The following is a 24,614-nucleotide window of genomic DNA, read 5'->3' on the forward strand; positions in this document are numbered from 1 at the left end:
CGACACCTCCGTGCTGGTCATGAGCGCAGGAAGCTCAGTACGCTGCTCCGCCGTCAACTCCCCCCGACTGCCAACCACACCATCGTCACGTAAAGACAACAGCATCACGTGACATCAGCCGCCGCTGACGTGGCGGAGGACGGCCAGGACCCGGCGGTTGTCGCTATCCGAGGACGGCAAACCGAGTTTCGCGAAGATGTTCGCCACGTGCTTCTCCACGACCCCGGAGGTGATGACAAGAGCCGCCGCGATCCCGGCGTTGGATCGTCCCTCGGCCATCAGCGAAAGCACCTCACGCTCCCGGGGGGTCAGCGACGCCACCCCGGCCGTGTCCTGCCCGGCGCGCATCAGGTGGCCGACCACCTCCGGATCCAGCGCGGTGCCACCGGATGCCACCCGGGTCAGCGCGTCCACGAAATCGGCGACGTCGGCGACGCGGTCCTTGAGCAGGTATCCGACGCCGGTCGGCCGGTCGGCGAGCAGGCGGGTCGCGTAGCGGGTCTCCACGTACTGGGAGAACACCAGCACACCGACGTCGGGATGGTCGCGTCGGATGTCGATCGCGGCGCGCAGTCCCTCGTCGGTGTGCGTCGGTGGCATCCGGACGTCGATGATGGCTACATTCGGTACGCTGGCGGCAATCGCGGACCGCAACGCATCCGCGTCGGCCACCGCCGCGCACACCTCGAAACCGCGGTCGGTGAGCAGCCGGACCAGCCCTTCCCGCATCATCGCGGCATCCTCCGCGATCACCACCCGCATGTCGTCGCCTCCGTTCACACCTGTGTGGGCAGCTCGATCTCGACCCGGGTCGGACCGCCGGTCGGACTGTGTACGCGCATCCGGCCGTCCACGACGGCGATGCGGCGGGCCAGGCCGGACAGGCCGGGACCGTCCGGGTTCGCCCCGCCGATGCCGTCGTCCTTGATGGTCAACATCAGGCGCTCGCCGGATCGGACGACGCCGAGCCCGATACGGGTCGCCCGGCTGTGTTTGGCCGCGTTCGCGAGCAGCTCGGAGGCGCAGAAGTAAGCGATGGTCTCGATCGCGGGCGCCGGGCGGTCGGGCAGCTCGACGTTCACCGCGACCGGGATGGCGCTGCTCGTCGCGAGCGTCGCCAGCGCGTCGCCGAGACCGTTGTCGAGGACCGGCGGGTGGATCCCGCGCACCAGGTCGCGCAGGTCGGCGAGGGCATCCTTCGCTCCGCGGTGGGCGAGCGCGACCAGTTCGCGGGCCTGTGCGAGGTCGGGTGGCAGGCCGTCGACACCGAGCTTCTCGGTCGCCATGCCGAGGTTCATCGCCAGCGTGGCCAGCCGGATCTGCGCGCCGTCGTGCAGGTCCCGTTCCAGCCTGCGCATCATCGCGGCCGCGTCGTCGATCGCGCGTGCCCGGGTGACCTGCAGTTCGCGTACCCGCTCGGCGAGCCGACGCGGACCGAGCAGCCGTCGCATGGCGGCAAGGTCCAGTGTCGTACCGGCCCGCATCAACCACGGTGCGACCAGCAGCATGGCGAGGCCGGCCGCGGCGATGAGGAACGTTCCGGCGAACGTCCGCGTACTGATAGTGCCGAACGGCGTCAGCGCCCACACCGGTCCGAGGCGCGTTCCGGCCGGGTGGTTGCGAAACAGCGGCCACCACACCGGGTAGCTGAGGTTGACCAGGCCGAACACGTAGCAGAATGCGCCGTAGCCCTCGGGGATGGCCAGTGGCACCTTGAGCAGGCCGTACCCGACGGCGCGCCAGCCCGGTCCGTCGGAGACCACGGCGCTGATCCGCTTCGAGAGCCGGGGCGGCGGGGCGTCCACGTGCACGTCGAGCAGCCGGTCGGCGAGTGAGCGATGCACGGCTCCCATCGCGCGCCCGATCGGGGCGGCCAGCACGACCAGGAGCGCGATGGTGAGCGGAAACAGGACCAGGAACACCGGTGCGACGGTAGGTGCGGGCTGGTTGGACATGGCTCCGGTCGCCCAGAGGATGAGGACGCCCAGGGCCGGCACGATCGCCGGTACGCTCAGGATCGCGGCCGCACTGACCACGCCGACGACGCAGAACACCGCCCGGCGCAGGGCCAGTGTGGTGAACGGAGCGCGCAGCGCGGTCATCAGCCCATTGTCGCTGGTCACGCGTCGCGATGGCGGAGCAGCACGCCGCCGCACAGAATCGCTACCGCCGCGTACCCGCACATCAGCAGCGCGCTGATCCAGCTGGAGAACAGCCCGGGTACCGGCGAGGTCACCGCGATCGAGTTGAGCAGCATCAACAGCGGGACGAAGCGGCCGAGCTGGATTCCGCTCTCGCCGAACAGGCCGGCCACGATCATCGGGACGAACATCAGACCGAACAGCGTGCCGATCGCGGCGCCCGAGTGCCGCACGATCGTCCCGATGCCGACCCCGATCAGCGCGGTGACGCCCAGATAAACGCCGGTCAGCACGACCGCGCGCAGGATCGCCGGGTCTCCGAGGGATGCGGCCGGGATGGCGGTGCCGCGGATCGCGAGCTGCCCGCTCAGATAGCCAGCGAAGCTCGCGACCAGGCCGACGGTGAGAGCCGCGCCGCCGCACACGGCGACCTTCGCGGCCAAGACGATCCGACGCCGCGGGACGGCGGCGAACGTCGAGCGGATCATCCCGGTGCCGTATTCGCCGGTCACCATCAGGACGCCGAGCGCTCCGAGGAGCAGCTGGGCCACAATGGCGCCGCCGAGGCTGTTGTTCAGGATCTGGGCGGCGGTGGCGACCGGGGTGTGCGATCGGTACCCGAGTCCCACCCCGGCCCCGGCCGCGGCCATCGAGACCACCGCAGCGATCGCCAGCCACCACGTCGACCGGACGCTGCTCAGCTTGATCCGCTCCATCCGGGCCGCGTGCCGGAATCCGTACCCGTTCATGACGCTCCCACTCCGCGATAGTCGGTGGCCTGTGAGGTGAGCCGGAAGAACGCGTCCTCCAGGCTGTCGTCGCCGGCGGCGAGTTCGGCGACGGTCGTCTCGGCCAGCAGCCGGCCGCGGCCGATGACCACCAGCCGGTCGGCGGTCAGCGCCATCTCGGCGATCAGGTGGCTGGACACAAACACCGTCCGGCCTTGGGCGGCGAGTCCGCGCAGCAGGTCCCGGATCCAGCGGATGCCCTCCGGATCCAGTCCGTTGGCCGGCTCGTCGAGCAGGAGGACGCCCGGGTCGCCGAGCAGGGCCACAGCGACGCCGAGCCGCTGGCGCATGCCGAGCGAGTACGTACCGGCACGCCGCGTTGCCGCGTCGGACAGACCGACGATGCGCAGCACCTGCTCGACCCGGGAACCGGGGATGTCGTTGCTCGCGGCCAGCGCGGTCAGGTGCGCACGGGCGCTGCGGCCGGGATGGAACGCCCCGGCATCGAGGAGCGCGCCGACCGTCTTCAACGGCCAGTTCAGGTCCGGGTACCGGACGCCGCCGATCAGTGCCTCGCCATGGTCCGGGGCATCTAGGCCGAGGATCATCCGCATCGTCGTCGACTTGCCGGATCCGTTCGGGCCGAGGAAGCCGGTCACCACCCCCGGCTGCACCCGGACGCTCAGCCCGTCAACGGCGACCCGGTCGCCGTAGCGTTTCGTCAGCTCACGTAGTTCGATCACACGATCGACGCTAGGCAACGCCGTCGGCGGTCGGAAGCCGGAAAACATCCGACTCCGCCTGGAGGTTTTCCGCCCCCATCGCGGTCCCGACCCAGTTAGTGTCCCGTGACCCTGATCGGTTTACCTTCGAGTTGTTCGCGACGTAACCGATCAGGGTCACGGGACACTAGGCCGTGTTTCAGTAGTGGAGATCGTCTGACCGGCGTCGGCGTGTCGGTGATCGACAGACAGCGAGGTCTCCGGTAGGTGGTTCAACGACGAAGAAGAACCCATAACCGGAGACCTCGTGGCCACCTTAGCGGTGACGAGGCGACACGACCTGACTGACGCCCGGTGCCGGCTACGTGTCCTACCGCCCCGGCCCCACTGACCGGAGGGCCAGTGGCGGTCGCAGCAATAGCGGAACAGCACCGGGCGTCGCGCTCGTCGGCGCCCGACCGGGCGGCGACGTCGACGTACGGCCTAGGGTGGGCGGCATGGCAAGCCCTGTCCCCTCCGCCAACGGCTTCACGGCGCAGAATCCGCTCACCCGGCTGACGCTGCCCGAACTCCGGCAGCGCACCAGCGTGAAGTGGCGCATGCACCCGCCCGACGTGCTTCCCCTCTGGGTCGCGGAGATGGACGTACCCCTCGCTCCCGCCGTGGCCGACGCGCTCCGCAGCGCGATCGACCTCGGTGACACCGGATACGCGTACGGGACGGCGTACGCCGAGGCGCTCGGCGACTTCGCCGCCCAGCGGTGGGGCTGGAACGACTTCCGCGTCGACCGCACCATGGTCGTACCCGACGTGATGATGGGCATCGTCGAGGTGCTCCGGCTCGTGACCGACCCCGGGGACGCGGTGGTGGTCTGCTCCCCCGTCTACCCGCCCTTCTACGCCTTCGCCAGCCACAGCGGCCGGCAGGTGATCGAGGCCCCACTCGGACCCGACCTGCGGATGGACCTTGCCGCTCTCGACGAGGCCTTCCGCCGGGCCCGGGCCCGCGGCCGCCGGCCGGCGTTCCTGCTGTGCAACCCGCACAACCCGACCGGCGTCGTCCACCGCCGTGACGAGCTCGAGGCCGTCGCCGAACTGGCCGACCGGCACGGCCTGCGGGTGATCTCCGACGAGATCCACGCCCCCCTGGTGCTCCCCGGGGCGCACTTCACCCCGTACCTCACGGTGGCCGGCGCGGAGAACGCGTTCGCCCTGATCTCCGCCTCGAAGGCGTGGAACCTCGCCGGCCTCAAGGCGGCGCTCGCGGTCGCCGGGCCGCAGGCCGTCGCCGACCTCGACCGCATGCCGGAAGAGGTCAGCCACGGGCCCAGCCACCTGGGGGTCATCGCGCACACCGCCGCGTTCCGCGCCGGCGGACCGTGGCTCGACCTCGTCCTCGACGGCCTCGACACCAACCGCACGCTGCTGGAAACGCTGCTGGCGAAGCACATGCCGTCCGCCCGGTACCACCGGCCCGAGGGCACCTACCTCGCCTGGCTGGACTGCACGGCGCTGGGCATCGACATCGGACAGTCGGACGGCGAACCCGGCGTGGCCAGCGATGTCGCCGGGCCCGCGAAGATGTTCCTCGACCGCGCGCGGGTCGCCCTCAGCTCCGGGCACGTCTTCGGCACCGGCGGGGCAGGCTTCGTACGACTCAACTTCGCCACCTCACCCGCGATCCTCACCGACGCCGTCACCCGCATGGGCCGGGCAGCCGACGCGCACCACCCGTCGGCGGGCTGAGCCCTCGGTCCCAGACGCCGTGCCTCCACGACCCGGCGCTGGGATCGACCAGCCGCCGGGTCGGGGGTACGGACGTCAGCTGATGGACACCGAGTAGGAGGTGATGTTGATCTGGCCGCTGCCTCGAGCAACATCTGAGCCTCGACGTGAATCCGCACATCGCAGCCATCCCGTCACCTGGCCGATGACTGCTGTTCGCTGCCGTTGAGTGCAGTTGTGTGACGCGGGACGCTGCACCTCCTCTGACCTTCGCAAACAGAAGACCGCAGGTAGGAGGCCGTGGATCGTCCCCGCGGCGCAGGCGATCGCGTACGTTCGTGATTCCGATCTGCGGCCACCCCAATTTCGCTGCGAGCGCTCGTCGAGGCCGGCCTGGCCCGACTGCCGCCGGCAGCGATTGGCAGGCGGTCAGCTACGGGAGCGCGGCAGGCAGCACTGCTTGTACTTGCGGCCCGAGCCGCACCAGCAGGCGTCGTTGCGCTCCGACGGCCAGGAAATCTGCGCGCCGGGCCGGGTCGCCAGATCTCGCGCGTAGCGGGTGCGGATCTCCGGATCCGTGGGATCCCCGTTGTGCCGGCTGGCATAGCCGTTCAGCCCATCCACCGATGCGCTGACCACGCTCAGCCCGGTCCGGCCGGTGTTGGCCTGCTGGACGAGGTGCCGTTCCAGGCGGCCCCGGTGCGCGTCCCAGTCCGGCCCGTACGCCTCGGTCAGCTCGGCGTGCTCGGCGAGCAGGCGGTCGAACTCGGCCCGGGGCCAGAAGAGCAGGTCCGGCTCCGTGCCCTGCCGCTGCTCCGCCCGGCGGACGAGCTGAGCCTCCAGCCGGTCCGCCAGATCGTCCTGCCGATCATGCGGCAGGTTCAAGTCCCGGCGTACCCGGTGCCGCTGTTGCAGCAGGAAGAAGAGGACGCCGGGCGCCTCCGGAGGGCCGACCTCCACCGTCGCCTCGGCGGCGGGTACGGCCTCCGTTGGTGCTCCGGCCGCAGTGGCGCGCCTGCCGAGCACGGTGTCGACCGCCTCGCTCAGCCACTCCTCGGCGATCACCGAGAGACCGCCGGCGTCCAGGGCCGCGCTGACGTACGCCGGGGCCTCGGGCTGCTCGATCAGGAGCTGGCGCAGCGCGGTGAGCTCCGCCATCGCCTCGTCCTCCCGGCCGCCGGCCCGGAACAGGATCCGGGCCCGCATCGCCCGGGCGAAGCCGGCCCGGGCATCCTCTACCGACGGGTACGCCTCCAAGGCCCGGTCCGCGTACCGGAGCGCGGCGTCCAGCCGCCCTCGGATCTCGGCGATCTCCGCGGCCAGGGTCAGCGCGTCCCCGGCGTCCTCCGGCTCCGCCAGCCGGCCCTGCTCCACCGCGTCTGCCAGGTCGGCGGCGACGCCGAGCGGATTGGCCGCGCCGAGCGCCGAGCGGCGAAGTTCGTCGAGGTCAGCGGTGGTGATCACATCTCTCGTCGGCACGATCTCACGGTACGTCGGGTTCCGTCCGTAGCGCTGGCTGATCACCTGTTACGCCGATCTCACGCTGCCTCGGGCCGCCGTCCCGGGCGGGAATCGGGGCGTCGGTCTCGGCCGGGGACCCGGCCGTCGAGAGGCAGGGCGGCTCTTCTTTGGCTGAGATGCGGACGCTGGCTGCGGCGCGAATGGGTGCCGAGCATCCAAGGGGCGGCGTCCCGAGGGTGGCCGCGCCGACGGCACCACGATCGCGACGGAGATCGTCGGGCCGGCGATCTTGCCCAGGGCACATCGGTTCGCCGACGGTCGATACTGCGGGTGCGCCGAGCGCTCTCCGAGCAGCGGTGGTGGTCCTACTCCTGACGGCGTCGGTGGCCTGTGACAGCCCGGCGACCGACGCAGCTCCGCCGGTGTCCTCGCCGGCGATACCGCGAACCGGTGCTCGGTAAGGTCGTTACCGAGCACTCGGGCCACGTCGGGCGCGACGTCGCCCTGCCGGAGTGGCTGGTTCTTGGCGATCGGTGACCAGCCGTACCTGGTGGAATCGGAGCCTGCGCTGGCAGTGGCTGATCTGGGCGCGGTATTGGTGTCGCCGTCATGGCCGGCCTGACCACTTCGGAGTTACGCAGGACGCTGCACCGACTCGAGGCTGACGTTTACTCAGCGTGACCGGTGCGCTGAGACACAGCGCGCACGGTCGGCGGCATGAGCGCGCATCTGGCGACCTAAGCCGGCTATCCACCGACCCCCTGGTCTGGTAGATAGTGACCATGGCGAAACGGTCTGGTGGATTCGGTAGAGCGCTCACGCGAGGGTTTCTGCGTACGGCCGTGTGGCTGTACCGGCGCAGCGGCGGGAAGCTCGGCGGCAAGATGTTCGGCGCACCGGTGCTGTTGCTGACTACCACCGGGCGCAAGTCGGGGCGGTCGTGGACGGTACCGTTGATGTACCAGACCGACGGCGACAGATGGGTGATCATCGCGTCCAACGGCGGCAGCGCCAGGCACCCCGCCTGGTGGCTCAATCTGCGCTCGCAGCCGGACGCCTCCATACAGATCGCCCGGCAGACCTACCTGGTCACCGCCAGCGAGACCGCCGGCGAGAACCGCGAGCGCCTGTGGCGGCAGATGGCCGACATGTACAAGGGCTACGACGGGTACGCGCGGAAGACCACCCGCCAGATTCCCGTGGTTGTACTGCAAAGGCGCTAACGCATGCTGCCCGACGGTTTGCACGCCCGCAATGCGACATGACAGGGCGTTCGATCAGCAGTGCGCCCTGTCCGTTCCGTCAGTTAGCGATCTGCCGTTGGCGGCGTTACTGGCTCGCAGGTGCCCGATGCCCGTAGTGGTGCTGGCGTACCAGTGGATCGTTCGCCACGACGAAGTCGATCACATCCCAGAACTCGCTGAGTTTTGGGTGGGCCAGGGCCTCGGCTCGCGTGAGCTTGTGACCGTAGAGGGGGCCGTTGGCGCCGCCGAGGCAGCGTCTACCGCAGTAGCCCCAGGCAGATCGCTGCCGGCGCCTGGGCCGAAGCGGCAGCCGAAGGTGAGGTGGTCGTCGTAGTCGGTGTCCTGACCCCACGTACCGAATACCACGTCAATCCAGCTTTCGCGTACGCCAGCATGGTTGTAACACGCGGCAAAGAACACCGCGTACGGGAGGCCGTCACGAGTCACCATGCACCAGGTGCGGCGGCTGGGTTGCCCGCAGCACTCACAGGTCTTCTCGGCGCCGCCACGGTACGACTCATCGCTCTCCAGCACGGCAAGATTGGCAGCTGACCCCCTTCGGCCGGAACTGTCTCCGGTTCTTGGGAGACCGTCGCTGACGGCCGGCGCGGGAACAGCTCTTGACCTCTTCGTCCCGAACGCCGGTGCGGCGCAGCGTCTGCTGCGGTCGGTTGTCATCCCGTGCCGCTCAGCTCGGCTACCACGCCGCCTGCTGTCGTGACGTGTCGGCCACAGGCGGCACGTTCGATGCTTCCTCTCTGCTTCCGCGCGGGCGGTCGCTCAGTCGGAGATGCCGGTGTGCCCGACGACCTTCTCCACGGTCAGGCGCACCAGCAGCTCGCCCGGCACGGCGTTGCGCGCCCCGTATGCCTCGGCCAGGTCCGGCCCCATGTAGCGCTCGGCGATCCGGATCGCCCACCGCCGCATCTCGGGCAGGTCCTCGGTGATCGTCGCGCGCCCACGCAGCGTCACGAACGCGTACGGCGGGTTCTCGTCGTCGACGCACAGCACGGCCCTGCCGTCGCGGGCGAGGTTGCGGCCCTTCACCGAGGTCTTGCCGGTGTTGAACAGCACGTCGTCGCCGTCGAGTAAGAAACACACTGGGACGACGTGCGGCGAGCCGTCGGCCCGTGTCGTCGCGAGCTTGCCGGTGCGGGTGCCGTACGAGACGAACTGCTGCCACTGCCCATCGATCATCGACTTTGCCATGCGGCCATTGTGGTGCCGTCCGGCCGCAACCATCGCGGACTGCTGCTGCCTGACGCCTCGCTTACAAGGCGCACCCGGCGATGGTCACGGCGTCCGCCACCGTTCGGGACGTCCGAGACCTTTCCCTGATCCGTCCGCTGGTGTGCGCTGGCGTTCGGCTCCGTTGATGTCAGGTGCGGATGTCAGACGGGACGCTCGACCCCCACACTGCCAGGGGCGACCTCAGTGTTTCCGCTGGGCTGGGAAGCCACTGATGCTCGGAGCCGAGTCTCATCGCCAACATCGACTGCAACAGCGACAAAGCCACCACTTGGTGGGCGGAGTACGTGGCGCCGGAGGACATATGCCCCTTTTCGCATCGTCGTCGGGCTCTCCACCTCTTCGCCTGGCTACTGCCGCGTCTCATTGCCCGCAGTCCCCTGTGTCCGACTGTTGACAGCCGGAAAACCAAACGGGTAATGGGCGTCCACTCCTGCGGCCAGTCACACTCGCGCAGTGAAGCACCGCGCTCCCCCGCCGGCCGGAGTCCTCTCGAAAGCCAAGCGCTACCCGGCGACGGTCATCGAGGTCACCTTCGCGGTGCTGCTGGTCCTCTGCTCTTGCGGTAACGCCTTGGGCGAGTTCCTCAGCGACGACGAGCCGACGACCACCCCTTCGGTGAGCGCAAGCGCCGACCACATCGCCGCCCTCCCCTCCAACTTCGCCCCGGCCAGTCCATCGCTGACGCCGAGCAAGACGGCCAAGCCCACCCCGAAGCCGACGCGCAGCCCCCAGTCAACCGTGAAGCGCACCACCCGCCCGTCCATGCGCAACGGTGTGCACCCCGGTGGGTCCTGCCAGGCGGCCGGCGCGGTGGGACGCACCAGCACAGGGAAGCTGATGGTGTGCAAGCGCTCGGCCGGGGACAGTCGGCTGCGGTGGCGGGCCGCCTGACCGCCGCCCGGATAACCAGCCTCCCAGCGTTGCTACACCAGGTCGGCTCACAGTGCGCCGAACACCTCGACAGTCCCCGGGAAGACGGCCTCGACTGGATCTTCACATCGCACTGGCCCAGACGATCCGCATGCATCAGGCGCCCGAACTCTTCGGTGTGAACGCGGGTACGACGCATCGTTGGACGCCATCCGATGCCGTCTTGCACCGGTGAGCAAGGCTTCGTTGCTGCCCTGTGTCGTCTCCTACTGCCCGCTGCTGGTCCTTTCGCTGCCTTCTGGCTGCCTCTGCCGCATGACGTGGCCGACTCCGCGACTGCTGCCGCTCGGGTGTTGTTCCGGATCTTGCCAGCCTCACCGCTCACGGTCGGGGCTTTCGCGCCGGGGCCCAATCCCTGATAAAGCCTCGACGCGGGCAGCGTCATCCAGCACACTCATCCTCACGGCCTTGGTGTCGATCATTGATGTCTTCAGCAACATCCATGATCACGCCAAGTGTCAATCCCCTGGAATCGTGGAGGGCTCCGTTATGCGGCCTGGGCCTCCAGGGCGCGGGTCTCTGATCGTTCGTAGTCGATGGGTGAGCGCCAGTCGCAGACGGAGTGCCGGCGGCGCTGGTTGTAGAAGTCGGTGATCCAGGTGGCGATCTTCAGGCGGGCTTCGGTGCGGGTGCGGAAGTGGCGGCGGTGGACGTACTCGACCTTGATGGTGGAGAAGGTGGCCTCGGCGACGGCGTTGTCGAAGCAGGACCCGACCCGGCCCATCGACTGGCGTACCTTCCATCGGGCGCAGGCCCGGGCAAAGTCGGCCGAGGTGTACTCGCTGCCCCTGTCGCTGTGAAAGATCACCCCTTCCACGCGGCCGCCGCGGGTGACGGCGGCCATGTTCAGCGCTGCGACGACCAGCCCGGCGTCGTGGTGGGCGCCCATCGCGTAGCCGAGGATCCGGCGCGAGTACAGGTCGATGACAGTGGCCAGATAGAGCTTGCCCTCGTCGGTGCGGATCTCGGTCATGTCGCCGCACCAGGCGACATCCGGCGCCGGCGCGGTGAACACCCGCTTGACCAGGTCCGGTGCGGCCGGACGTTTGCCCTGGCGGGTCAGGCTGCGCCGGCGGCGCTTGATACGGGCGGCCAGGCCGAACTCGGCCATGAGCTGCGCGATCGTGTTGTCGGAGACCTGCCAGCCCTGCTCGCGCAGCTCGATCCCGATGCGCGGGCTGCCGTAGGTGCCGCCCGAGTCGTCGAAGACCTTCGTGACCGCGGCTGCCAGCCGGGCACGCCGATCATCGCGGGGCGTTGGCGGCCGGTCGCGCCATTTGTAGAACCACGACTCGGACACTCCGAGGGCCCGGCAGGCGATCGCGTGCGGCACGTCATGCTCGGTCCTCTGGGAAGCGATGAACCCGGCCACGCTCACCGGCCCGTCGCTTCCTTGACCCACAGGACCACGGATCGCTTGAGGACATCACGCTCCATCGCCAGCTCCGCGTTCTCCCGCCGCAGCCGGGCCAGCTCCGCCCGCTCGTCCTCCGACAACTGCCCGGCAGCGGCCTCACCGCGAGTCTCGCGGTCCTTCTTCACCCAGTTGGCAAGGGTGCCGTCGTTGATCCCCAGGTCACGCGCGACCTGCGCGATCGACTTCCCGGTCTCCCGCACGATGCGCACCGCGCCCGCCCGGAACTCCGGATCGAACTGGCGTCTCGTCTCAGCCATGAACCTCTATCCCTCAAGCTCTGGCCTCCACGCTACGAGGGGAATGGCACAAGGCCGCTTGCTGCCCACAGTGCGCAGGCGGATCCCGGGTCGAATCCGCAGCTGATCGGGCCGGCAGGTTAAACGACAAGCTTAGTGGTGTCGTCGCCGGCGTGCTCGGTGTCGTGCATGCGTTTGGCGAGCTCCGCCCAGCGCTCGTGCGGCGCGGCGACGAACTCCATGAGAATGGCAGCGCTCTCGACGACATTCGAGCCGGCCTTGCTGAAGAGGGTGAAGAACTTCTCGTTCCGCGGCTGTATCCGTAGGCCCACGGGAGATCCTCCTGGGCCGACAGTACCGCCGTACGCGGCGCGACGCCGCTTCGCGGGGAGGTTGTCCGTCCAGCGGACGATCAAGGGAAAGGGAAGTACCCACTCCCTTCCACTCTCAACATATACCGCACCGGGGGACTTGCGGCAAGACCCGGGTCGTGCCGCAGAATTGCCGGCCGAGGCCAGAACCTACGGAAATGGGAGTCGCGAAATGCGTGTGTTGTTGTCGACGATCGGGTCGCGCGGGGACGGGGTTTCATGCTGACGTGCATGGTCTTCACCCAAACAGAACTCGACTACCTGGCCACGCAGCGCATCGGGCGGCTGGCCACCGTCTCGCCCGACGGGCAGGTGCAGAACAACCCGACCAACTTCTTCGTCGATGCCGGCACTGGCACGATCGTCATCGGCGGGGGCGCGCTGGGCTCGTCGAAGAAGTTCCGGAACGTCCAGCAGGGCAGCACGGTCGCGTTCGTCGTGGACGACCTGGCGACGGTCGATCCGTGGGCGCCCCGAGGCATCGAGATCCGGGGCACGGCGGTGGCGCTGACGGACCACGAGCCGCCCCTGCCGTACCTCTCTCGGGAGATCATCAGGATCACACCTACCAAGATCGTCTCGTGGGGGCTGGACGGGCCGCGAGCGAGCCGTACGGTGTGAAATCTCGCCAGGACGGGGCTACACAAGCCTGAGCGGGTGGGAGATGGCGACGTAGCACACGCGGTGGAGCGGGCCTGCGCAGGCCGCTCGCCATGCTGTCGCGCCCGGACCGGTTGGGCGACGTGCCGGTCGTGGTCATGCTGCCGTCGCCGCACCACCCGCCGCACCCGCTGCCGGGCCGGCCGTTCCCGCCGGACGTGACCGACAACCGGTGCTGTGGGACCTGGACGCCCAGAGCTATGACGCGCTGTTCGGCGCGGCGCTCAACATCCACCGGGCGTCGATCGGCCTGCCACCGGTGGACAACGTCCGCGACCACGTCTTGGGCCGCGCGACGACGCGTACGCGCAGGTCGTCGCGGCCGTGACGGGCGCCGCGTTCCGCACCGCGATGATGCGCCGGGCCACGGCGGGCGACGGCGCGGCCCCACTCGCCGACCAGGTGGACGAGGCGTTCGCGATGCTCGCCGGCGGCCTGGCCACACCCACCCCTACCACCGAGGAGAGCTGATGACCGTTCAACCCGAGCCGGGCGCGGCCGGGACCCCGGCGGCGATCGCGCCGGACGACCTGGCCGTGGCCGGCGTGCCCGCGGCCGCCGAGGCGGCCGCCCGCGACGAGGTGCCCGCCGAGCAGTCCGGGCGGATGTCGCACGCCGAAGTGATCCAGGCGCTGTCCGGCCTCATGCTCGGCATGTTCGTCACGATCCTGGCCTCGACGATCGTCTCCAACGCGCTGCCGCGCATCATCGCCGACCTCGGGGGCACCCAGTCGGTCTACACCTGGGTGGTCACCACCGAGCTGCTGTCGATGACCGCGACCGTGCCGCTCTGGGGCAAGATGGCCGACCTCTACAGTAAGAAGCTGCTGATCCAGCTCTCGCTGAGCCTGTTCGTGGTCGGCTCGCTGATCGCCGGCTTCGCGCCGAACGTCACGCTGCTGCTGGTCAGCCGCATCGCGCAGGGCGTGGGCGCCGGCGGCATGGGCGCGCTCGCGATGATCGTGATGGCCGCGATGATCCCGCCGCGCGAGCTGGGCCGCTACTCCGGCGTCTTCGGCGCGGTGTTCGGCGCGGCCACGATCGCCGGCCCGCTGATCGGCGGCGTGCTGGTGGACACCTCGTGGCTGGGCTGGCGCTGGTGCTTCTTCATCGGCATCCCGTTCTCGCTGGCCGCGATCGCCCTGCTGCAGAAGACGCTGCACCTGCCGGTCGTCCGCCGGCCCGTGAAGGTCGACTGGCTGGGCGCGCTGCTGATCATGGCCGGCGTCTGCACGCTGCTGATCTGGTCCAGCCTGGCCGGTCAGCACTTCGCCTGGGGCTCGTGGCAGACCGCGGCGCTCGTCTGCGGCGGCGTGCTCCTGCTCGCGCTCGCGGTGTGGACCGAGTCGCGGGCCGCGGAGCCGATCATCCCGCTCGGCATCTTCCGCAACCGCACGGTAGCGCTGACCGTGGTGGCCAGCACGCTGGTCGGCGTGGCGCTGTTCGGCGGTACGGTGTTCCTGTCGCAGTACTTCCAGGTAGCGCTCGGTAAGTCCCCGACGGTGGCCGGCCTGATGAGCCTGCCGATGATTTTCGGTCTGCTGGTGTCCTCGACGGTCGCCGGACAACTCATCACGCGGTTCGGGCGCTGGAAGGCGTACCTGGTGGTGGGCTCGCTCGTGATGACCGGCGGGTTCCTGTTGCTCAGCACGATCGACGCGAAGACCGGCGTGGTGCTGCTGGCGGCGTACCTGGTGGTGCTCGGGATCGGGGTCGGCATGCTCATGCAGAACCTCGTGCTCGCCGCGCAGAACGACGTGCCCGCGGCCGAGTTGGGTGCGGCCACCTCGACGCTCACCTTCTTCCGCAGCATGGGCGGCGCGATCGGGGTGAGCGCGCTGGGCGCGGTGCTCACCAACAGGGTGACCTCGCTCTTCGTCGACCACTTCGGTGCGGCGGCGACCGGGGGAGGCAGCGCCAAGGTGCCCGACCTCGAGACGCTGCCCGCGCCGGTCCTCGCCGTGATCCGCGACATCTACGGCACGGCGACCTCGGACCTGTTCCTGGTGGCCGCGCCGATCGCGTTCCTCGCCGTGCTCGCGGTGGTCTTCATCAAGGAGAAGCCGCTGTCCACCCTCACCGGCGACGAGCGCCGCGCGCGGGAAGCGGCGGCGGCACCGCACTGAGTCGCGGGACGCCTGGCCCGTCGGCCACGGGTCAGGCGCCGCGCGGGGCGTACATGATGGCGGCCACGCCGCACCGACCACCCGTGGCTGGCGGCGGACCCGATCCTGGGCCTGTGGCAGGAGCCGGCGGACCTCGACGTCGTGCAGACCGGCGCGTGGATCCTGCCGGACGAACGCCCACTCCCGGCCGAGTTGGTGGCGTTCCTGGACGCCGGCATATACGTGGGTTTCGGCAGCATGCCCATGCGCGCCTCGAAAGACGCCGCCGGGTGGCCATCGAGGCGATCCGTGCGCAGGGCCGCCGCGCACTCGTCTCCCATTGCAAGCGACCTCAGATCGGAGCTGATGACGTGAACCCCCTGACTACCAGCGTGTTTGACCTTCCCGACCACCTCTCCCCCAAGGCCGACCCGACGCTGATCGCCCGCGACGAGCAGCACTTCGCGGCCATCGCGGAGAGCCTCGAGCAGGTGGACGCCGACCTGTCCGACCTGCTCGACGCCGCGCGCAAGGCACCCGGCGGCAAGGGCCGGCAGGCGGTGGACCGGGACCAGGAGGTCCGCCGGCTGACCGCTCGCCTGCGACAACTGCGTCGCTTCGGTTTGGACCTGTGCCTGGGACGCATGGTCAGCGCGGACAACCCCGAGCCGGTGTACATCGGACGACAGGGCCTCACGGACAGCGCGGGTCGTCGGCTGCTGGTCGACTGGCGCTCCCCGGCGGCTGAGCCGTTCTTCGGAGCGACCCACGCCAACCCGATGGGTCTGGCCAGCCGCCGCCGCTATCGCTGGACCCGCGGCCGGATCAGTGACTACTGGGACGAGGTGTTCACGGCGGACGGGTTCGAAGGGCACGCCGCCGCGCTCGACGACCAGTCGGCCTTCATCGCCAGCCTGGGCGGCAACCGGTCGAACCGCATGCGGGACGTGCTCGGCACCATCCAGGCCGACCAGGACGCCATCATCCGAGCGGGATCCCGTGGCGCTCTCGTCGTCGACGGCGGTCCGGGTACGGGGAAGACGGTCGTCGCGCTGCACCGCACCGCCTACCTCCTCTATTCCGACCCTCGCCTCGGTCACCGCCGGGGCGGCGTGCTGTTCGTCGGTCCGCACCAGCCGTACCTGGCCTACGTCGGCGACGTCCTGCCCAGCCTCGGCGAGGACGACGTGCAGACCTGCACGCTGCGGGACCTCGTCGCCGAGGGAGCCGCAGCCGCGATCGAGACCGGCCCGGAGGTGGCCCGCCTGAAGTCGTCCGCGGACCTGGTGAAGGCGATCGAGACGGCCGTCCGGTTCTACGAGGAGCCGCCGACCAAGGGGATGACGGTCACGACCGACTCGTCCGACGTCTGCCTGAGCGCCGACGATTGGGCCGAGGCGTTCGAAGCACGAGAACCCGGTACCCCGCACAACGAGGCGCGCGACCAGATCTGGGAGGAACTGCTCACGATCCTGGTGGACAAGCACGACGGCGACGAACCGGCCGACCTGGTCCGCATGTCGCTGCTGCGGAACAAGGATCTGCGCACGGCCTTCAACCGCGCGTGGCCGCTGCTCGAAGCGGCCGACCTCGTCGGAGATCTGTGGTCGGTACCCGCCTATCTGCGCAAGTGCGCTCCCTGGCTCAGCCCCGACGACGTTCGGACGTTGCAGCGCGCCGACGCCCAGGCCTGGACGGTGTCCGACCTGCCGCTCCTGGACGCGGCACGGCAGCGGCTCGGCGACCCGGAGGCGTCCCGACGTCAGCGTCGGCACGACGCCGCGGTCGCCGCCGAACGCGAGCGCATGGCCAGGGTCGTCGACGACCTGATCGAGGCCGATGTCTATGACGACGGCGAAGGCGTGCTGACGATGCTGCGCGGACAGGACCTGCGGGACGCCTTGGTCGACGAGTCAGGACTGTCGGGCGCCGACCCGGACCTGCTCGCCGGCCCGTTCGCGCACATCGTCGTGGACGAGGCTCAGGAACTGACCGACGCTGAGTGGCAAATGTTGCTGCTCCGCTGCCCGTCCCGAAGCTTCACCATCGTCGGGGACCGCGCCCAGGCCAGGCACGGGTTCACGGAGTCGTGGCAGGAACGGCTCGAGCGGATCGGGCTCGACCGGACAAACCTGGCCTCCCTGAACATCAACTACCGGACGCCGGAAGAGGTCATGGCGGAAGCCGAGCCGGTCATCCGGGCCGTGCTCCCGGACGCCAACGTGCCGACCTCCATCCGCAGCAGCGACGTCCCCGTCGTACACGGATCTGCTTCTGATCTGAGCTCGATCCTCGACACCTGGCTCGCCGCGCACGCCGACGGGATCGCCTGCGTCATCGGCGATCCCACGTTCCGGGCGACGTCCCGCGTCCGGTCGCTGACCCCGGAGCTGTCGAAGGGGCTCGAGTTCGACCTGGTCGTCCTCATCGACCCAGAGGCATTCGGCACAGGCATCGAAGGAGCGGTCGACCGCTATGTCGCGATGACCCGAGCGACCCAGCAACTCGTCATCCTCACGAGATCCTGACTGGGGTTGACCCGCTTTGACGGACCGGGTCGGTGAAGTGTCAGGCCACCATACTGCCAGTCGGGCGGGCGGTTGCCTCGTAGGCGGCGGGGCTGAGGTAACCGAGGGTGCTGCGCGCGGCGCAGAACGCCCTGCGGTCCGTCCAACGACCCTGGCCGGGGACCGCACCATCGGGTGATGTGTAACCGGCGGGTTGCAGATCGGCCGATGATGTGCAACTGTGGAGTTGCGGATGAAGGGAGACAAACATGAGTGACCGCATCGAGCGCTCCGTGCTCATCGAGGCACCACTGGACCGGGTCTGGGACCTGGTGACCGAGCCCGGGTGGTGGGTGCCGAGCCAGACCCCGGCCCCGATCGACCGGACGCCGGGGGCCATCGCAATCCGCGAATCCGAGCAGTGGGGCCGATTCCCCGTGCAGTTGGTGAGCTTCGACCCGAAGACCTACGCCGCATTCCGGTGGGCCAGCACCAGCCCGGGAGAGGATCTCACCGGCGACAACACCACGCTGGTCGAGTTCCACCTGGCCAGCGAGGCCGAGGCCATCAGGGTGACCGTGGTCGAGACCGGGTTCGCCGCCCTGCCCATCCCGGAGGAGGCGCGCCGCAAGAGTTTCGACGGCAACACCCAGGGCTGGGGCGAGCAGCTGGACAGTCTGCGCGACCGGGCGCAGCAGCCGGGATGACCACCGCGGTCGAGGTCGACCGGGTGTTCGTGGCGCTGGCCGATCCGACCCGGCGGCGGGTGCTCGAGCTGCTCGGGCGCTCGCCGAGCACGGCCAGCGCGCTGGCCCGGGAGCTGCCGGTGACCCGGCAGGGCATCCTCAAGCACCTCGGCGTGCTGCGCGCCTCCGGCCTCGTGACCGGCGTACGGGCCGGCCGTGAGGTGCGGTTCCAGGTACGGCCGGAGTCGCTGGTCGCCACCGCGTCGTGGATGACCAGCCTGGCCGCCACCTGGGACGAGCGGCTGGCCCTGCTCAAGCGCCAGGCCGAACAGTCCTGATACCGCAACGGCAGGTGATGAGCGACGCTGATCGGGCAGGTACGGGTGGCCGCAGGCGACACCCCGAACGCCGTCGACTGCTGCGAGGGCGCCCTCGCAGCACTGCGCGCCATGGACGACATCTCCGCCGAGCTCGACCTTCTGGCCGACCATGGCGACATGCTCCTGGCGTCCGCAAGAAGCTCGCGTCGCTTGAATGAAATGCCTGGTTGCGATGAGGGCGGTGGTGATTCCGCGTACAGTTGACGGGTGGCGATCACGACCGGCCGGTTGCGGTTCGGCCCGAACAACGGGCGGATGCTACTGCGCACCAGCCGCAAGGGTGTCGGCTCGACCGTCGGGCACGACCTGACCATTGAGGTGACCGACTGGTCGGTGGAGCTGGACGTTCCCGAGACCGGGCCGGTGGACGCCACCGCGACGGCCCGCGTTGAGTTGGGATCCTTGGCCGTGCGGGAGGGCACCGGCGGTGCGCGACCGCTGACCGACAGGGACCGGGGCGAGATCGAGAACAACGCCCGGCGCACGCTGGAGGTCGGTCGCCACCCGACGGCCACCTTCGAGTCCAACCGCGTCGTCACCGGCGACGACCACGCCACCATCAGCGGAACGCTCACTCTGCACGGGGTCGCCGCTCCCATCGACGTCGAGGTACGCGAGGTGACGCCCGACCGGTACCGCGCCGCCACGGTGGTGACCCAGTCGGCGTACGGAATCAAGCCGTACTCGGCCTTTCTCGGCGCCCTCAAGGTCCGTGACGACGTCGAGGTGGAGATCGAGGTCGACCTCGGACGTTGACCTGGTCCGGACCGGGCCTCAGAGGTTGAGCGGCCCCGGGTCGGTAGCCAGCTCCTTGAACCGCTCCCGCCGGGCTGACAGGTCGAGCAGCCCGCCACCCCGGTCAGCGTCGCGACCCGGGTGCCGTCCGGGCGGGTGTAGTCCTGGTCGATCCGCCGGTGGGTCTGTGCCTGACCCTTGGCGACGCCTCATCGTGAGCGAGGAACGACTGTCCGCGCTGGGGGTTTTCATCGTTCCGCCGCAGAGGTACGGTCCCCCGATGCGACATATCGGAACCTTGATAGCCGCGATCGTTATCGGTCCCTTGGCCTGGATTCTTCTCGCCATCGGACAGGACCGCTCGGTCCAGGCCTTCACCGCGGCGCAGACCAGCGGTGCCTTCGACACGGGTGACTACGTTCGGACCGCGCTGCTGCTGCTGGCGGGCGGGATCCTGCTCGGGCTCATCGCCACCCTGCGATTTTCCCCGTTGGGCGCAGTGCTGACCGGGGTCGTGTACGCGGGCAGTTATCTCGCCATGCTGCCCCGCCCGACCTGGCTGCTGCACCTCCTCGGCCATAAGGTGACCGTGGCAGGGCTGCACGCCGACCTGGCCACGCCGGTGCGGACCGGCACGACGCTGCTGGTCGGTGCCGCGATGCTGGTCGCCGTGCTCAGCCGTCAGCGCTGGCGGCGCTGGCCGCAGCCAGCCGTCGACGCGCCCGAAATGAAACCTTCGGACGAATTTACTTCGCTTGCCACTCCGGAGCGCGATCGCCCACTAGGTGCCGAGTGGCTCGGCCCGACCCCGGCAGGCCAGACCCCGCAGCCCGGCTCGACGGACACCGGACCGCAGCAGACCGGAGTCGGTGCGACGCACTGGGCGAACTCGCTGCGAAGCAACTCTTGGACCCGGCGATAATCGGGCCGAACCGCCCCGCCGGCCGGCCCTGACGGACGGCGGGACAACAACGGTCACCGCTCGCCCCCGCAGCACGATCAGCTCTTCTCGATGACTGGGATGCGGGTACCGGAGGCGGTCTGTGGTTGATCGGCTGGAACTGGCGATCTTGATCGGTCTGCAGGCGTCGGGCAAGACAACGTTCTGCCGCCGCCTGCTGACCGACAATCATGTGGTGGTCAGCAAGGACGCGTTCCCGAATGCCCGCCATCGCCAGCGCCGTCAGATGCGGCTCGTCAACGAGGCCCTGGCCACGAGGCAATGCGTCGTGGTGGACAACACCAATCCCTCACCTCGCGAGTGGCAACCGCTGATCGAGGCTGCCCGCGCCCACGGCGCGATGACGGTCGGGTACTGGTTCCCGCCCGATCTGCCTGCGGCGCTCGACCGCAACGCGGCGCGTGAGGATCGAGCCCGGGTGCCGGAGGTTGGGCTGTATGACACGCTCAAGCGGCTCCGACGCCCTCGACAGGTCGATGGATTCGACCGGCTGTACGAAGTCCGGCTCGACGGCAGGGGCGGGTTCCAGGTCGAACCGATGGAAGGCTGAACGCCGTGAACGCCGAGGAGTTCGAGGCCCGGCAACGGGCCCGGGAGTACTTCCACCCGCTGCGCGTGCTGGCGGGTGCCTGGACTGTGATCAGGGTCGACGGGCGGGGATTCTCCCGACTCACCGAGCAGCGCTTCGACAAGCCGTTCGACGCACGGTTCTGCGACCTCATGGTGGTCACCGCCCAAGCGCTGCTGGCGGAAGTGGGTGGCCGCTACGCCTACACCCAGAGCGACGAGATCTCGCTGTTGCTCGATCCGGCCTCCGACCTGTTCGGCCGCAGCGTGGAGAAGCTCGTGTCGATCTCGGCCGGCATCGCCTCCGCGGCGTTCACCCATGCGGCCAGCGAGTCGGCTCATTTCGACTCCCGCCTCTGGGTCGGAGTCGGCGTTGAGGATGTCGTCGACTACTTCTCCTGGCGGCAGTCCGACGCAACTCGCAGCGCGCTCAACGGCTGGTGCTACTGGACGCTACGCAAGGACGGCCAGTCGGCTCGGCAGGCCAGCCGCACGCTGGAAGGAACCAGTACCGCGGACAAGAACGAGCTGCTGTTCCGCCGCGGTATCAACTTCAACGGCCTTCCTGCCTGGCAGCGGCGGGGCACCGGGCTGTGGTGGGAAACCCACGAGCACACCGGCTTCGATCCCGTACGCGGCGCCCCCGTCACCACCACCCGCCGCCGTATGAAAACCGAACGCGACCTACCGATCAAGGACGCCTACCGGCAGCTCATCACCGCCCTCGCCACCGGCCAGAAATAGACCCAGTCGGCCCGAGGGGTGACGGCACCTCGCCGTATCAAGGGGCACCGTCGTGCGCGGTGACGTAGCTGCGGTAGATCTCGGCGCCGACGACAAGGTCCTGCCACGGCATGCCGGTCCCCTTGAACAGCCTGGGTCCACCGGTGGGTAGCTGCGCGCTGCCGGTCACGACATCGCGCAGCGCGTACAGGTCCTCCTCGCGCACGACGCCGGCAGCCAGGGGAATCACGACGTCACCCGCCTCGCGTAACGCGCTGGCGCGGGATTCGACGACGACGCTCGCGCGGTTGACGAGCCGGTCGTCGACCTCACGCATGTGCGGGGAGTGTGAACCGATCGCGACGACAACGGCGTCCGCCTTGACCAGGCTGCCGTCGAAGAGCGGAGCCGGTGCACTCGTGCAGCAACAGATGATGTCCGCCTGCGCTACCGCCGCTGCGGACGCGTCGGGACCGGACACCCGTACCGGGACGCCGGTGTCGGCGAGGTGCCCGGCGAGACGGTCGCGGCGTGCGCTGTCGCGTCCCACCAGCGAGACCTCGCTGATCTCGTACAGGGCAAGGATGGCCTCGGCGTGGCCGCGCGCCTGCGGTCCGGCGCCGAAGATCGTGAGCCGGAGCGGGTCGGCCACCTCGGGCCGGAGGTGTCGTACGGCGAGCGCGGAGACGGCAGGGGTGCGCAGGTTTGTCAGGGCGACGCCGTCGATGATGGCGGCCGCACGTTGCTCCGGACCTTCGAAGAGGATGAAAGCCCCCTGGATGAGCGGTCGTCCGCGGCGGGGATTGTCCGGGGTGCTGGAAAGCAGCTTCACGCCCGAGAAGGCGCCCAGGGTGGACGGCATGACGAGCAGTTCCCCGGCCTCGGTGGTCACCCGGGAACGGGGTGTGTCCTGCTCAGGATCGAGGCCGCCGCACAGGGCGGTCTCCAAGGCGTCGACCGCGTCCCGGATCGGGATCTCCGCGACGTCGTCTCCGGAGATCAGGTGCATCCCGACAAATTGCCGGACAGGAAGGGCAGTGCGAGTGGGATCCTCGTTGACCTCGTTCATAGCGCCCGACGCTATGTGAAGAACTCGAGAGAGCCGACATTTCCATCCGGTCGATCACGGATCGCATCGGGGGCACGAACCAGGCGGCACCGCTCGGTGCAGCAGGCCGGGCAGCGGCGCGAGGAAAATGAGTTCCTCCAGGCACACCGCGCACCGCCGTAGGTGGGCTTCGACCTCCTGCCGCTCGAGCGGGCCGAGGGCGCCGATGAGCAGCGAGGCGACGGAGGTCGTGAACGTGCACGGCGGCTCAGCTGTCATGTTGCACTCCGCGATGCCGATCGAGCCAGCCTGGCCAGACCCGCTCAGCGACCCGTAGCGGCAGGCGGCCACCGAGGTGCATGGCTCGGGCCACGCCGCGGTACCCGGGCGGGAGGCCGGCTGCGATGACGATGTGTCCGATGAGTACCGGCGTGATGAGGTACGTGGCCCAGCGGTGCACCCGCTGCAGCCAGACGAACCAGGGGCCGCCGGTAACCAGTACCAACCCGATGCCGCTGCCGATCAGGGCCACGAACAGCCCGACCATCAGCAGGTTCGCGGCGCGCTGTCCCGGGTCGAAATGGCCCTCGTGCCGGGCGAACCGGCCGGTCACGAGTGCGCCCGGCCAGCGGGCGAACCACCTCAGATCCCCGCGGTCGTGGCGCAGCGACTCGCGGACGAACGTGCGGGTTGCCCGTACCCCGAGCGTCACCGCACTGGCGGCCAGTGCCGTCAGCACCCAGCCGGCGTACCGGTGCAGGCTGGTGTCGGCGATCCCGGTCAGCCGAGCGGCAACACTGGGCTGCCCCTCCCGCCCGGCGACCAGCCACCAGCCGGTACCCAGCAGGATCAGCACGGTGAGATAGGTGAGTGCGTGAAACCACCGCGTGGCGCGGGAGTAGCGCCGGACGGTGCCTGGGTCGCTGGCCATGCCGTCAGTAGGTGTACGGGTCGGATGTCGTGGGTGACGTCCCCTCGCCTGCGGCGCTGGGCGAGGGTACGTGCACGCCACCGCTTCCGATGGTGATCGGCGTGGTGGCTTCGGCCCCGGCCGGCGAGTGGTTGGCGTTGCGCAGCGACACGTGCATCGTGTGCTGCCCGGAGGGGGCGTCGGTGATCTGGGTGGTGTTGGACTCGACGATGAGGTAGTCGGTTTCGTTGTCGTCGAACCAGATGTGCACGTGGTGCTGGCCGGACTCGCTGGAGCCGAGCGGCACGCTGCTGTCGACCTTGACGGTGAACGGGATGGACACGGTGGCGCCGCTGACGGGTTCGGCGACGATGACGGACAGTTTGCCGCTGTCGCCCCCGGTAGCGCCGTTCGTCCCGGTGCAGGCGGCCAGCGTCGCCAGCATTGCCGCCCCTATCGCGATCTTCAGTCTCATACCAGTACTACCTGCGTCGACCTCGTGCGGGATCTGTCGCAGAAAAGAGATCCCGCACCGACCTGTCGTGCGTAGTACTGAATGTGGGTGTCAGTGACGAGGCGCTGATCGCCGGGATGGCCGCCGGCGACCCGCAGGCCACGGCGAGCTTCGTCCGCCGCTTCCAGGCCCGGGTCTTCGGCCTCGCGGTCAGTATCGTCGGGGCCACGGCCACCGCGGAGGACGTCGCCCAGGAGGCGTTCGTGCGGGCCTGGCGGTACGCAGGCGGCTACGATCCCCGCCGTGGCGCCGTGCTGCCGTGGCTTCTGTCGATCACCCGGAATGCGGCGATCGACGCGATCCGGCTGCGCCGCGACCGCCCCTACGAGCCGGAGGTGATGCTGGCGCTGCTCACCGCTGCCGACAATGCCATCGCCGAACCGTCCGACGAGGTGGCCGACGCCGACCGCATCCGCGTCGCCCTGCGCGGGCTGCCGCTCGAACAGGCCACCGCTGTCGTCCTGGCGATCTTTCACGGACTCACCGCGAAGGAGATCGCCGAGCGGCAGGGCGTACCGCTGGGCACCGTCAAAACGAGGATCAGACTGGGCATGTCCCGGCTGCGCGATCATTTCGAGGTACGTGATGAATGA

General features: G+C 69.5%; 29 protein-coding genes. 16 read left to right on the forward strand and 13 right to left on the reverse strand.

What is annotated here, in order from left to right:
- Positions 1-114 precede the first annotated feature (114 nt).
- The 4 genes from EV384_RS23780 to EV384_RS23795 form a co-directional block, all read right to left on the reverse strand.
- Positions 115-762: a response regulator transcription factor gene (locus tag EV384_RS23780; RefSeq protein ID WP_130336642.1), complete on the reverse strand. Its 648-nt coding sequence runs from the start codon at positions 760-762 to the stop codon at positions 115-117.
- A gap of 14 nt (positions 763-776) precedes the next feature.
- Entirely contained in the window at positions 777-2,123 is a 1,347-nt protein-coding gene (locus EV384_RS23785) for a sensor histidine kinase (protein ID WP_242624247.1), read from the reverse strand.
- Entirely contained in the window at positions 2,120-2,791 is a 672-nt protein-coding gene (locus EV384_RS23790) for an ABC transporter permease subunit (protein ID WP_165440049.1), read from the reverse strand. The genes EV384_RS23785 and EV384_RS23790 overlap by 4 nt, the downstream gene beginning before the upstream one ends.
- A gap of 95 nt (positions 2,792-2,886) precedes the next feature.
- Positions 2,887-3,612, reverse strand: a complete 726-nt coding sequence (locus EV384_RS23795; protein ID WP_130336646.1) for an ABC transporter ATP-binding protein — start codon at positions 3,610-3,612, stop codon at positions 2,887-2,889.
- Positions 3,613-4,088: 476 nt separating this feature from the next.
- Between EV384_RS23795 and EV384_RS23800 the strand changes: the two genes are divergently transcribed.
- Entirely contained in the window at positions 4,089-5,336 is a 1,248-nt protein-coding gene (locus EV384_RS23800; RefSeq protein WP_130336648.1) for a MalY/PatB family protein, read from the forward strand.
- 408 nt (positions 5,337-5,744) lie between these two features.
- On the opposite strand, the gene EV384_RS23805 is transcribed toward EV384_RS23800, so the two are convergent.
- Positions 5,745-6,794, reverse strand: coding sequence for an SEC-C domain-containing protein (locus EV384_RS23805; protein WP_130336650.1), 1,050 nt, complete (start codon positions 6,792-6,794; stop codon positions 5,745-5,747).
- An 824-nt stretch (positions 6,795-7,618) separates the two neighbouring features.
- On the opposite strand from EV384_RS23805, the gene EV384_RS23810 reads away from it, so the two are divergent.
- Positions 7,619-7,999 carry a nitroreductase family deazaflavin-dependent oxidoreductase gene (locus tag EV384_RS23810; RefSeq protein WP_207232436.1) on the forward strand — a complete coding sequence of 127 codons (381 nt, stop codon included), beginning with the start codon at positions 7,619-7,621 and terminating at the stop codon, positions 7,997-7,999.
- An 801-nt stretch (positions 8,000-8,800) separates the two neighbouring features.
- Here EV384_RS23810 and EV384_RS23815 read toward each other — a convergent pair.
- Positions 8,801-9,229: a PPOX class F420-dependent oxidoreductase gene (locus EV384_RS23815; RefSeq protein ID WP_130336654.1), complete on the reverse strand. Its 429-nt coding sequence runs from the start codon at positions 9,227-9,229 to the stop codon at positions 8,801-8,803.
- Positions 9,230-9,724: 495 nt separating this feature from the next.
- On the opposite strand from EV384_RS23815, the gene EV384_RS23820 reads away from it, so the two are divergent.
- Positions 9,725-10,162, forward strand: coding sequence for a hypothetical protein (locus EV384_RS23820; protein ID WP_130336656.1), 438 nt, complete (start codon positions 9,725-9,727; stop codon positions 10,160-10,162).
- A gap of 526 nt (positions 10,163-10,688) precedes the next feature.
- Here EV384_RS23820 and EV384_RS23830 read toward each other — a convergent pair.
- The 3 genes from EV384_RS23830 to EV384_RS23840 form a co-directional block, all read right to left on the reverse strand.
- Positions 10,689-11,603, reverse strand: coding sequence for an IS3 family transposase (locus EV384_RS23830; RefSeq protein WP_341273639.1), 915 nt, complete (start codon positions 11,601-11,603; stop codon positions 10,689-10,691).
- On the reverse strand, positions 11,576-11,875 hold the full coding sequence (locus EV384_RS23835; RefSeq protein ID WP_130334535.1) for a transposase: 300 nt from the start codon (positions 11,873-11,875) through the stop codon (positions 11,576-11,578). The genes EV384_RS23830 and EV384_RS23835 overlap by 28 nt, the downstream gene beginning before the upstream one ends.
- A 119-nt stretch (positions 11,876-11,994) precedes the next feature.
- On the reverse strand, positions 11,995-12,186 hold the full coding sequence (locus EV384_RS23840; RefSeq protein WP_130336660.1) for a hypothetical protein: 192 nt from the start codon (positions 12,184-12,186) through the stop codon (positions 11,995-11,997).
- 270 nt (positions 12,187-12,456) lie between these two features.
- On the opposite strand from EV384_RS23840, the gene EV384_RS23845 reads away from it, so the two are divergent.
- From EV384_RS23845 to EV384_RS23900, 12 genes are all read left to right on the forward strand, one after another.
- Complete coding sequence (locus tag EV384_RS23845; protein WP_130336662.1) at positions 12,457-12,846, forward strand: PPOX class F420-dependent oxidoreductase; 390 nt, start codon at positions 12,457-12,459, stop codon at positions 12,844-12,846.
- A 211-nt stretch (positions 12,847-13,057) separates the two neighbouring features.
- Complete coding sequence (locus EV384_RS35535) at positions 13,058-13,213, forward strand: hypothetical protein (RefSeq protein ID WP_207232437.1); 156 nt, start codon at positions 13,058-13,060, stop codon at positions 13,211-13,213.
- Complete coding sequence (locus tag EV384_RS35035; RefSeq protein ID WP_165440050.1) at positions 13,210-13,356, forward strand: hypothetical protein; 147 nt, start codon at positions 13,210-13,212, stop codon at positions 13,354-13,356. The genes EV384_RS35535 and EV384_RS35035 overlap by 4 nt, the downstream gene beginning before the upstream one ends.
- Positions 13,356-15,011 (forward strand): MDR family MFS transporter, encoded by a 1,656-nt coding sequence (locus tag EV384_RS23855; RefSeq protein WP_130336664.1) that lies wholly within the window; start codon positions 13,356-13,358, stop codon positions 15,009-15,011. Before EV384_RS35035 ends, EV384_RS23855 begins: the two co-directional genes overlap by 1 nt.
- Before the next feature lie 359 nt (positions 15,012-15,370).
- Positions 15,371-17,518 (forward strand): RNA polymerase recycling motor ATPase HelR, encoded by a 2,148-nt coding sequence (gene helR / locus EV384_RS23865; protein WP_207232649.1) that lies wholly within the window; start codon positions 15,371-15,373, stop codon positions 17,516-17,518.
- 248 nt (positions 17,519-17,766) lie between these two features.
- Complete coding sequence (locus EV384_RS23870; protein WP_130336668.1) at positions 17,767-18,204, forward strand: SRPBCC domain-containing protein; 438 nt, start codon at positions 17,767-17,769, stop codon at positions 18,202-18,204.
- Positions 18,201-18,521: an ArsR/SmtB family transcription factor gene (locus tag EV384_RS23875; protein WP_130336670.1), complete on the forward strand. Its 321-nt coding sequence runs from the start codon at positions 18,201-18,203 to the stop codon at positions 18,519-18,521. Before EV384_RS23870 ends, EV384_RS23875 begins: the two co-directional genes overlap by 4 nt.
- A gap of 45 nt (positions 18,522-18,566) precedes the next feature.
- Positions 18,567-18,767, forward strand: a complete 201-nt coding sequence (locus EV384_RS23880; protein ID WP_130336672.1) for a hypothetical protein — start codon at positions 18,567-18,569, stop codon at positions 18,765-18,767.
- Between the two features lie 3 nt (positions 18,768-18,770).
- Positions 18,771-19,319 (forward strand): YceI family protein, encoded by a 549-nt coding sequence (locus EV384_RS23885; protein WP_130336674.1) that lies wholly within the window; start codon positions 18,771-18,773, stop codon positions 19,317-19,319.
- A gap of 193 nt (positions 19,320-19,512) precedes the next feature.
- Positions 19,513-20,220, forward strand: coding sequence for a hypothetical protein (locus EV384_RS23890; protein WP_207232438.1), 708 nt, complete (start codon positions 19,513-19,515; stop codon positions 20,218-20,220).
- A gap of 121 nt (positions 20,221-20,341) precedes the next feature.
- Positions 20,342-20,809, forward strand: a complete 468-nt coding sequence (locus EV384_RS23895; protein WP_207232439.1) for an ATP-binding protein — start codon at positions 20,342-20,344, stop codon at positions 20,807-20,809.
- 5 nt (positions 20,810-20,814) lie between these two features.
- The gene (locus EV384_RS23900; RefSeq protein WP_130336676.1) at positions 20,815-21,570 is read left to right on the forward strand and encodes a tRNA(His) guanylyltransferase Thg1 family protein; all 756 of its coding nucleotides are present in this window, start codon (positions 20,815-20,817) and stop codon (positions 21,568-21,570) included.
- Positions 21,571-21,607: 37 nt separating this feature from the next.
- Here the strand turns inward: EV384_RS23900 and EV384_RS23905 are convergent, their stop codons facing one another.
- The 4 genes from EV384_RS23905 to EV384_RS23920 are packed head-to-tail and all read right to left on the reverse strand — an operon-like array spanning position 21,608 to position 23,982.
- Positions 21,608-22,618, reverse strand: coding sequence for an ornithine cyclodeaminase family protein (locus tag EV384_RS23905; protein WP_242624248.1), 1,011 nt, complete (start codon positions 22,616-22,618; stop codon positions 21,608-21,610).
- A gap of 54 nt (positions 22,619-22,672) precedes the next feature.
- Positions 22,673-22,876 carry a zf-HC2 domain-containing protein gene (locus EV384_RS23910; protein WP_130336678.1) on the reverse strand — a complete coding sequence of 68 codons (204 nt, stop codon included), beginning with the start codon at positions 22,874-22,876 and terminating at the stop codon, positions 22,673-22,675.
- Positions 22,866-23,528 carry a cytochrome b/b6 domain-containing protein gene (locus tag EV384_RS23915; RefSeq protein ID WP_130336680.1) on the reverse strand — a complete coding sequence of 221 codons (663 nt, stop codon included), beginning with the start codon at positions 23,526-23,528 and terminating at the stop codon, positions 22,866-22,868. The genes EV384_RS23910 and EV384_RS23915 overlap by 11 nt, the downstream gene beginning before the upstream one ends.
- 4 nt (positions 23,529-23,532) lie before the next feature.
- Positions 23,533-23,982, reverse strand: coding sequence for a hypothetical protein (locus tag EV384_RS23920; RefSeq protein WP_130336682.1), 450 nt, complete (start codon positions 23,980-23,982; stop codon positions 23,533-23,535).
- A 116-nt stretch (positions 23,983-24,098) separates the two neighbouring features.
- Between EV384_RS23920 and EV384_RS23925 the strand changes: the two genes are divergently transcribed.
- Positions 24,099-24,614: an RNA polymerase sigma factor gene (locus tag EV384_RS23925; RefSeq protein WP_130336684.1), complete on the forward strand. Its 516-nt coding sequence runs from the start codon at positions 24,099-24,101 to the stop codon at positions 24,612-24,614.

The sequence above is a fragment of the Micromonospora kangleipakensis genome (assembly GCF_004217615.1).
Taxonomy (GTDB): Bacteria; Actinomycetota; Actinomycetes; order Mycobacteriales; family Micromonosporaceae; genus Micromonospora; species Micromonospora kangleipakensis.